At 45.4% G+C, this 7,488-nt stretch carries 6 protein-coding genes and 5 tRNA genes; 10 read left to right on the top strand and 1 reads right to left on the bottom strand.

The window, feature by feature from the left end; translation table 11 throughout:
* Window positions 1–41: 41 nt before the first annotated feature.
* The 6 genes from VME0621_RS12495 (at window position 42) to VME0621_RS12470 (ending at window position 1,932) form a co-directional block, all read left to right on the top strand.
* A tRNA-Leu gene (locus tag VME0621_RS12495) sits at window positions 42–126 on the top strand.
* A gap of 41 nt (window positions 127–167) precedes the next feature.
* Window positions 168–244, top strand: a tRNA-Met gene (locus VME0621_RS12490).
* Between the two features lie 58 nt (window positions 245–302).
* Window positions 303–387 (top strand) — tRNA-Leu (locus VME0621_RS12485).
* 35 nt (window positions 388–422) lie between these two features.
* Window positions 423–497, top strand: a tRNA-Gln gene (locus VME0621_RS12480).
* A 133-nt stretch (window positions 498–630) separates the two neighbouring features.
* A tRNA-Leu gene (locus tag VME0621_RS12475) sits at window positions 631–715 on the top strand.
* Window positions 716–909: 194 nt separating this feature from the next.
* Complete coding sequence (locus VME0621_RS12470) at window positions 910–1,932, top strand: lactonase family protein (RefSeq protein ID WP_051867805.1); 1,023 nt, start codon at window positions 910–912, stop codon at window positions 1,930–1,932.
* A 1-nt stretch (window position 1,933) separates the two neighbouring features.
* On the opposite strand, the gene VME0621_RS12465 is transcribed toward VME0621_RS12470, so the two are convergent.
* Window positions 1,934–3,088 (bottom strand): 2-octaprenyl-3-methyl-6-methoxy-1,4-benzoquinol hydroxylase, encoded by a 1,155-nt coding sequence (locus VME0621_RS12465; RefSeq protein ID WP_062463162.1) that lies wholly within the window; start codon window positions 3,086–3,088, stop codon window positions 1,934–1,936.
* Between the two features lie 294 nt (window positions 3,089–3,382).
* On the opposite strand from VME0621_RS12465, the gene miaB reads away from it, so the two are divergent.
* The 4 genes from miaB (at window position 3,383) to corC (ending at window position 7,464) form a co-directional block, all read left to right on the top strand.
* Window positions 3,383–4,807, top strand: coding sequence for a tRNA (N6-isopentenyl adenosine(37)-C2)-methylthiotransferase MiaB (gene miaB, locus VME0621_RS12460; RefSeq protein WP_006075471.1), 1,425 nt, complete (start codon window positions 3,383–3,385; stop codon window positions 4,805–4,807).
* 117 nt (window positions 4,808–4,924) lie between these two features.
* The gene (locus VME0621_RS12455; RefSeq protein ID WP_006075472.1) at window positions 4,925–6,016 is read left to right on the top strand and encodes a PhoH family protein; all 1,092 of its coding nucleotides are present in this window, start codon (window positions 4,925–4,927) and stop codon (window positions 6,014–6,016) included.
* The gene (ybeY, locus tag VME0621_RS12450) at window positions 6,016–6,480 is read left to right on the top strand and encodes an rRNA maturation RNase YbeY (protein ID WP_006075473.1); all 465 of its coding nucleotides are present in this window, start codon (window positions 6,016–6,018) and stop codon (window positions 6,478–6,480) included. Before VME0621_RS12455 ends, ybeY begins: the two co-directional genes overlap by 1 nt.
* An 87-nt stretch (window positions 6,481–6,567) precedes the next feature.
* Window positions 6,568–7,464 (top strand): CNNM family magnesium/cobalt transport protein CorC, encoded by an 897-nt coding sequence (corC, locus tag VME0621_RS12445; RefSeq protein WP_006075474.1) that lies wholly within the window; start codon window positions 6,568–6,570, stop codon window positions 7,462–7,464.
* The last annotated feature ends 24 nt before the right edge of the window (window positions 7,465–7,488 follow it).

Genomic DNA, 7,488 nt, shown 5'->3' with positions numbered 1-7,488 from the left:
TAGTTGATTCACCAATCATCAGCTAAGACTACAAAATTGATGCGGAAGTGGCGGAATTGGTAGACGCACCAGATTTAGGTTCTGGCGCCGCAAGGTGTGAGAGTTCAAGTCTCTCCTTCCGCACCATTATTTCTCTTGAAATATAGAGCGAAGTGAAAACTTCAAATGGCTACGTAGCTCAGCTGGTTAGAGCACATCACTCATAATGATGGGGTCACAGGTTCGAATCCCGTCGTAGCCACCATTAATTACAACGTTAAGATCGAGTTTTACCAATTACTCTCTTAACTACAAGTTTTGTTGCGGAAGTGGCGGAATTGGTAGACGCACCAGATTTAGGTTCTGGCGCCGCAAGGTGTGAGAGTTCAAGTCTCTCCTTCCGCACCATCTTTTAGTGTGATTGACACTTTAAACAATTCTGTTGGGCTATCGCCAAGCGGTAAGGCAGCGGCTTTTGATGCCGCCATTCCCTGGTTCGAATCCAGGTAGCCCAGCCACTATTTAAAGGTTCAGTAATGGAGCACAATCATTTTGATGCCCCGTCTATTGTCCCTGGTTCGGTTCAAAGTAACCCTGCCATTACAACGTCTAGTTGATTCACCAATCATCAGCTAAGACTACAAAATTGATGCGGAAGTGGCGGAATTGGTAGACGCACCAGATTTAGGTTCTGGCGCCGCAAGGTGTGAGAGTTCAAGTCTCTCCTTCCGCACCATTATTAAGAAAGCTCGTCATTTGACGGGCTTTTTTTCTATCTATTCCTCTCTGACAATTACGTTAGTTGAATCTTTGAAAGTTTCTTCAATATTGTTAATTTCTTCTATTGGCTCACAGAAAAGTATTTTGCTACTGTTCATTCTCGGATAGACAGGCAACCTTAGGTCAATACACTGATCTTCAAGGATATTTATGACTTTCCAAGATTACTCCGTTGCTATTGGACAGTATTCAAAAGGCGATGATTTAGGTTTCAAGACGGCGCATTTCAACACTCCCCATGACCTTATAATATCTTCAGCGATAACAAATGCTTTCAACCCTTCTTATCTTCTGTATACAGAGCAAGGACATTATCTCGTTTCCGAATGTTCTCAACAGGAAGGAGCGGCCCTTATATTCGTGCCGACAAACAGTGAAGATCATCAAGTAAGATTGCTTGATGGTGATTACCCATGCCACCTTGCAATATCTCCGAATAAAGAATTATTAGGCGTCGCGCATTATGGGACAGGTAACTTCGAGATATTTGCCCTAAGGGCACATGGCATTATTGGAGAACGTATAGCTTTACTGGCTAATGAAGGCTCTAGCGTTCATCCTACTCGCCAGCAAGCCCCCCATGGGCACCAGTTACAGTTTATCCCTAATAGCCAACAGTTCGTCACGGTAGACTTAGGCATCGACACATTGAGCTTTTACGAATATAACAAAACTGATGCGGTTCTATCTCAGTCTTTGGTAATGCCGCTGGGAAGTGGTCCTCGACATGTAGACTTCTCTCAAGATGGTAAATTTGGGTATGTGTTGTGTGAACTCGATGAATCACTGCATGTTATCAAGCGTAACGAACATGGGAGATGGCGACTGATTTACTCTACTTCAGCGTTTCCTGAACATATAAACCATGAAGCGGCGGCGGCCGTTAAGCTTTCACCGAACAATCGCTTTGTCTATTTAACAGGTCGCGGAGAGTCTATCGTCTCTTGGTTTAAATTGAGTGACCCTGCTGTACCTGATTATCAAGGCTTTGTCAGTTCAGGGGGAGAGTTCCCACGAGATTTGTGTATTTCTCCAGATGGAAAGTATCTTATGACAGCAAACCAGCATTCTGACAATTTAGCTCTTTTTGCCGTCGATGAAGCAACTGGGGCACCAACGCTAGAATCAGTCTCAGATTCTATCACTGCTCCAGTATGTCTAGTCATTTATTAAGTTATTTAAGGCCAATCGCGTATTTTAAGACTTGCTCTTTAATCGGCCCAGAATGCTCTGCCACTTTCAGTAGAGCATTTCGAGCAAATGCCAGCGGTGGTAAGGTACTACTAAATCCTTTGTAGAATACATCCATGCCCGTTTGCATTAACAGGTTATCTGGACGACGCTCTAGCTCATAACGACGCAATGCCTCAATAGAAACCCCTTTATCTTCAAACGCTTTCAACAAGGCTTCTACATCTTTAAAGCCAAGATTAACGCCCTGACCAGCCAACGGATTTATCGTGTGAGCTGAATCCCCTACTAGTACACAACCGTGTTTGTAATATCGCTGTGCATGTCTACGTGTAAGTGGGAATGAGCCGCGCTGTAGCACGCTAACATTACCCAGTTCAGCTGGAAAGTACTCAACAATCTCCTGCTCTAACTGGGCATGACTCATATTCTTTAACTGCTTAATCCGTTTAGGGGAATCGTACCAAACTAACGATCCTTGGTTTCCACATAGTGGTAAAAATGAACGAGGCCCTGACGTGGTAAACCACTGCCACGTGATGTCTTGTTGAGGGAGTTCCGTCTCAACATTAATCAGCATGCACTCTTGACGATAATCCCATGCTGTCACCCCAATGCCACTGGCTTGTCGTACTCTTGAATTCGCACCATCCGCACCAACGACCAGAGTCGCAGCAATTTCACGCCCTGATTCTAAGATGATAGTTGAGCCTTCATCGTCAAGCGTTAAGCTTTCAACACCGTCACCTTCAATCACTTTCAAGTTGTCGAAACGATGAAACTGCTGCCACAACCCTAGTTGGATCACACGGTTTTCAACAATGTAGCCCAATTGCTCTAGATGCAGAGATTCGGCATTGAAACGAATTCGACAGTTTTCCGCTTCCCATGTTTCAAGACGTGCATAAGGGCACACACGCATCGCCTCTGTGGCGCTCCAAGCATCGAGGTGTGTCAGTAAATCAACAGAGCGATGAGAAATAGCAGAAACACGCAAGTCCATTGGCTGCGAGCTTTCGAAAGCTTGAGGGGGGAATTTTTCGATAACAGCGACTGAGCGCCCTTGTTTAGCGAGACCCAGCGCCGTCGCTGCTCCCACCATGCCACCACCAACAACTGCAATTTCAAACTGTTCCATCGTCTTCTTACTACCCTAAATTCAATGTGTGTTCATTGTACGTAGCCCGCTCTAAAAGCGCGAGCGAATTCCTTCGAAAAACCCTGCTTTTGTGAGGCCTAATAACCGCTTACAGCAATTGAAATATAAGCTCTCAAAGAGATTTTACACTACCCCTAGTCAGGCGGTTTTTAAAGCAGTACAATACGCCGCTTACCGCCAAGATGGTGGTCATAATTTAAGCAGCCGCTGTGTTGTTTTCGCAATACAGCGCCTGTGCAAGAAAAAGATTTAAATAACTGACGAGCGATAGTGATGAGTAAGAAACTGCTAATTAAAACCTGGGGCTGCCAGATGAACGAATACGATTCATCAAAAATGGCCGATCTGCTTAATGCGGCAAATGGCTATGAGCTAACAGAAGATCCAGAGGAAGCAGACGTACTACTTTTGAACACTTGCTCTATCCGTGAAAAAGCGCAAGAGAAAGTGTTCCACCAACTTGGTCGTTGGAAAACCCTAAAAGACAAAAAAGATGGCGTTGTTATCGGTGTGGGTGGCTGTGTAGCGACTCAAGAAGGTGACCATATTCGTGAACGTGCGCCATTTGTTGACGTTATCTTTGGCCCACAAACTCTTCACCGTTTGCCTGAAATGATCAAGCAGTCACAAAGCGATGAAGCGCCAGTAATGGATATCTCTTTCCCAGAGATCGAGAAGTTTGACCGTCTGCCGGAACCACGTGCGGAAGGCGCAACAGCGTTTGTTTCAATTATGGAAGGCTGCAGTAAGTACTGTACTTACTGTGTTGTTCCATATACTCGTGGTGAAGAAGTAAGCCGTCCAATGGATGACGTATTGTTTGAAATTGCTCAGCTTGCCGATCAAGGCGTTCGTGAAGTAAACCTACTTGGCCAAAACGTGAATGCTTATCGTGGTCCAATGCACGATGGTGATATCTGTTCTTTTGCCGAGCTACTACGCCTGGTTGCTTCTATTGATGGTATTGATCGTATCCGCTTTACGACAAGTCACCCGCTAGAGTTCACTGATGACATCATTGCTGTTTACGAAGACACACCTGAGCTTGTTAGCTTCCTGCACTTGCCAGTACAAAGTGGTTCAGACCGTGTATTGACTATGATGAAGCGTCCACACACAGCGATTGAATACAAGTCTATCATTCGTAAACTTCGCAAAGCGCGTCCTGATATTCAAATCAGTTCAGACTTCATTGTTGGTTTCCCAGGTGAAACTGACAAAGATTTCCAAGACACGATGAAACTGATCAAGGACGTAGATTTTGATATGAGCTTTAGCTTTATCTTCTCTCCTCGTCCAGGTACGCCAGCAGCAGATTACCCATGTGATCTTCCTGAGCAAACTAAGAAAGACCGCTTATACGAGCTACAACAAACTGTAAACTCGCAGGCAATGCGTTATTCACGTCAGATGCTAGACACTGAGCAACGTGTTTTAGTTGAAGGTCCATCTAAGAAGAACCTGATGGAGCTTCGTGCGCGCACCGAAAACAACCGTGTGGTTAACTTCGAAGGTGGTGCAGAGCTAATCGGCCAGTTTGTTGACGTGAAAATCACAGACGTGTTCGCAAACTCCCTACGTGGTGAGCTAGTAAGAACAGAAAAAGATATGGATCTTCGCAGTGTTATTTCTCCAACACAAATGATGGCAAAAACCAAACGCGAAGATGAGCTGGGTGTAGCGACCTTTACGCCTTAGCGCCTATACCCAAACAGCTTCAATGTGCTATTTTGGAGTTAATTGGGTAAAAATATGCGAAGCCCGGTCACAGTCGGGCTTCATACATCGCCCTTAAGGGCAAAATGTGAGGCAACATTGAGTAATCAAATCGTAACTCTAGAAATTCATCTAGAACCTTCAGACAACCGCCGTCTATCAAGCTTGTGCGGTCCTTTCGATGACAATATCAAACATTTAGAACGCCGCTTAGGTGTCGAGATCAACCACAGAAGCAACTTCTTTACGATCGTGGGCAAGCCGCACACTAGCGCCGCAGCTCTAGATATCATCAAAACGCTTTATGTCGACACAGCACCTGTGCGTGGCCAGATCCCTGATATTGAGCCAGAGCAAATTCACTTAGCCGTTAAAGAATCTGGTGTACTTGAGCAAAATACCGAATCAGAAATCGCTCACGGAAAAGAAGTCTTCGTAAAGACCAAGAAAGGCATCATCAAACCGCGTACACCTAATCAAGCTCAGTACCTAGTGAATATGGTCACTCATGATATTAGCTTCGGTATTGGGCCAGCTGGTACAGGTAAAACTTACCTAGCAGTAGCTGCTGCAGTAGACGCACTGGAGCGCCAAGAAATTCGCCGTATCCTACTGACTCGTCCAGCAGTAGAAGCGGGTGAAAAACTAGGCTTCCTGCCAGGTGATTTAAGTCAGAAGGTCGATCCGTACCTTCGACCTCTATACGATGCGTTATTTGAAATGCTTGGTTTTGAGCGCGTAGAGAAACTCATTGAACGCAATGTTATTGAGGTTGCTCCCCTCGCCTACATGCGCGGCCGCACACTTAACGATGCCTTCATTATTCTCGATGAGAGCCAGAACACCACCGTTGAACAAATGAAGATGTTCCTGACGCGTATCGGCTTTAACTCGCGCGCAGTTATCACTGGTGACGTCACACAAATCGACTTGCCGCGTGGCGCAAAATCTGGCCTTCGTCATGCGATTGAAGTGCTGAGTGAAGTTGACGAAATCAGCTTTAACTTCTTCCAGTCAGATGATGTCGTTCGTCACCCTGTCGTTGCGCGCATCGTAAATGCTTACGAGAAATGGGAAGCGAAAGATGCCAAAGAACGTAAAGAAATTGAGCGTAAGCGACGTGAAGAACGTGAAGCGGCGCAAAAGCTGCTTGATGCAGCATCTGCTAGCGCAACGGTGGATGGAAAGTAATGGCGATTGAACTCGATCTTCAAATTGCAGTCGAATCAGAACAAGGGTTACCAAGTGCTGACGAATTTCAAGGCTGGTTGGACAAAACCATTACTCCGTTTCAACAAGATGCTGAGTTGACGATTCGTATAGTCGATGAAGAAGAGAGCCAACAACTTAACCGCGACTACCGTGGTAAAGATAAACCAACCAATGTGCTCTCCTTTCCTTTTGAAGCTCCTCCAGGTGTAGAAATGGATCTGCTTGGTGACATGATCATTTGTCGTCAAGTTGTCGAAAAAGAGGCCATTGAGCAATCCAAGCCTTTGATTGCACACTGGGCACATATGGTTGTACATGGGAGTCTTCATCTGCTAGGTTATGATCATATTGAGGATGACGAAGCAGAAGAAATGGAAGCTTTGGAAACCGAAATCATGCTTGATATGGGCTTTGATGACCCATATTTAGTAGAAAAGGAGTAAGCACATTTCGCTGGCGTTCGCGCTAAAAAGAATCTGTTTACGCATGTGCGCTATCACACATCTGATAGCATTCTGAATTGAGAAGTCATGAACGAAGAGTCTTCTCCCTCTCAACCAGAGGGAAACAGTAAAAAGTCGGAAGGTCCGAGTAGAAAGTCCTTCTTTGAGCGCCTAGGTCAAATTTTTCAAGGCGAACCAAAAGACCGCCAAGAGCTTGTAGATGTTATCCGCGACTCTGAAGAAAACGACCTAATTGACCACGATACCCGCGATATGCTCGAAGGTGTCATGGAAATTTCTGAAATGCGAGTGCGCGATATTATGCTGCCACGCTCGCAAATGGTTACTATCGAGCGTTCCGATAACCTCGATAAGCTAATCGAACTGATGACAGATGCACAGCATTCTCGCTACCCTGTTATCAGTGAAGATAAAGACCATGTAGAAGGCATCCTCTTAGCTAAGGACCTCCTCCGTTATTTGGGCTCAGAAAGCGCCCCGTTTGATATTGAAGAAGTGATTCGCCCAGCGGTTGTAGTTCCTGAAAGTAAGCGCGTTGATCGCCTACTGAAGGAGTTCCGTGAAGAGCGCTATCACATGGCCATTGTCGTCGATGAATTTGGTGGAGTATCAGGTCTAGTGACCATCGAAGATATTCTCGAAGAAATCGTTGGCGAAATCGAAGACGAATTCGATGACGATGATGAGCTTGATATCAGAAAACTGAGTAAGCACACATTCGCGGTGAAAGCGCTCACTACTATTGAAGAGTTCAATGAAACATTCGGCTCTAACTTTAGTGATGAGGAAGTCGACACTGTAGGTGGCCTAGTCATGACTGCATTCGGTCACTTACCTTCACGTGGTGAAGTGGTTGAAATAGAAAATTACAACTTTAAGGTGACAGCGGCGGATAATCGTCGTGTGGTTCAGGTCCAAGTCACAATACCTGACCAAGAAACGGCTTCAAGTGTCGAGGAATAACCTCACCACTTGCTGCTCACCAAA

The organism is Vibrio mediterranei (assembly GCF_900088415.1).
GTDB classification, from domain to species: Bacteria; Pseudomonadota; Gammaproteobacteria; order Enterobacterales; family Vibrionaceae; genus Vibrio; species Vibrio mediterranei.
Note: the sequence above shows the minus strand (reverse complement) of the source record. Positions and strands in the feature narration are given on the sequence as shown.

Coding starts and splice junctions, on each gene's coding strand:
- VME0621_RS12465 (WP_062463162.1), bottom strand. CDS start 3,088: ATGGAACAGTTTGAAATTGCAGTTGTTGGTGGTGGCATGGTGGGAGCA.
- ybeY (WP_006075473.1), top strand. CDS start 6,016: ATGGCGATTGAACTCGATCTTCAAATTGCAGTCGAATCAGAACAAGGG.
- corC (WP_006075474.1), top strand. CDS start 6,568: ATGAACGAAGAGTCTTCTCCCTCTCAACCAGAGGGAAACAGTAAAAAG.
- miaB (WP_006075471.1), top strand. CDS start 3,383: ATGAGTAAGAAACTGCTAATTAAAACCTGGGGCTGCCAGATGAACGAA.
- VME0621_RS12470 (WP_051867805.1), top strand. CDS start 910: ATGACTTTCCAAGATTACTCCGTTGCTATTGGACAGTATTCAAAAGGC.